Genomic DNA, 1,289 nt, shown 5'->3' with positions numbered 1-1,289 from the left:
TCAGTGTCAGGGTGAGGTTGCCGCGTGGTGCGGTGGTTGGATCCTGATCACCTGGTGTCTGGCTCGTAGGCTCGGTGCCGCCTTTGGGGTTGGCGTGCATGCGTTTTGTCGGCATCAGGTGTGAAGGACCGGCCGGCGTGACTTGATAGGAGCGTGGCGTCGCCCCCACTGAGATGTGTCCGCCGACCGGCCCAACCGTCACCTCACAGTGAAGGAGGCAACCACCATGGTTGTTGTTGGCGCCGACGTACACAAGCGGACCCATACGTTTGTTGCAGTTGACCAGGTCGGGCGCAAGCTCGGGGAAAAAGTCGTTGCTGCGACCAGCTACGGACATGCCGAGGCGGTGATGTGGGCACGGGAACGCTTCGGTGTCGAGGTGGTATGGGGTATTGAGGATTGCCGGCATCTGTCGGCGCGGTTAGAACGCGATCTGCTCACCGCCGGCCAACACGTCGTGCGGGTGCCGCCCAAGCTGATGGCCCAGACGCGGGCCTCGGCGCGCACCAGGGGCAAGTCCGACCCGATCGACGCGTTGGCGGTAGCGCGGGCGGTGCTGCGTGAGCCCGACTTACCGGTCGCCTCACATGATGAGACGTCGCGGGAATTGAAGTTACTCGTTGATCGACGCGAAGTGCTTGTGGCTCAACGCACTGCAACGATCAACCGGCTACGGTGGCGGGTTCATGAACTCGATCCCGAGCGCGCTCCCAAGCCGGGGTCGCTGGATCGCGCTAAGCATCGCGAGATGTTGCGGGCATGGCTGGACACCGTATCGGGCCTGGTCGCCGAGCTGGCCCGCGATGAGCTCGCCGACATCACCCGGCTCACCGAGGTGATCGACGCCGTGGCCAAGCGCATCAGTGAGCGCATCCGTCAGACCGCCCCCACACTGCTTGCTCTGGCGGGCTGCGGTGAGCTGACCGCGGCCAAACTCGTCGGCGAAGTCGCTGGTGTGCGGCGGTTTAAAAGCGAGGCGGCGTTTGCCCGGCATTCAGGAGTAGCTCCCATTCCGGTCTGGTCGGGCAATACCGCCGGGCGGGTCCGGATGACCCGGTCAGGTAACCGTCAACTCAACGCTGCACTACACCGCATTGCGGTAACCCAGATCCGCCTCGACGGCCCAGGACGCACCTACTACCGCACGCGGCTGGCCGCCGGAGACTCCTCCACCGAAGCGCTGCGTTGTCTTAAACGGCGCATCGCCCGCACTGTCTTTGGCCACCTCCACACCGACCAACAAACCCACAATCGGCCGTGCCAACCGGCAGCGGCTTGACATAGGAGAA

1 protein-coding gene is annotated in these 1,289 nt (G+C 64.4%); it reads left to right on the top strand.

What is annotated here, in order from left to right:
- Positions 1-208: 208 nt before the first annotated feature.
- Positions 209-1,279 (top strand): IS110 family RNA-guided transposase, encoded by a 1,071-nt coding sequence (locus AWC17_RS08600; protein WP_197089844.1) that lies wholly within the window; start codon positions 209-211, stop codon positions 1,277-1,279.
- The last annotated feature ends 10 nt before the right edge of the window (positions 1,280-1,289 follow it).

This window comes from Mycobacterium nebraskense (assembly GCF_002102255.1).
GTDB classification, from domain to species: domain Bacteria; phylum Actinomycetota; class Actinomycetes; order Mycobacteriales; family Mycobacteriaceae; genus Mycobacterium; species Mycobacterium nebraskense.
Note: the sequence above shows the minus strand (reverse complement) of the source record. Positions and strands in the feature narration are given on the sequence as shown.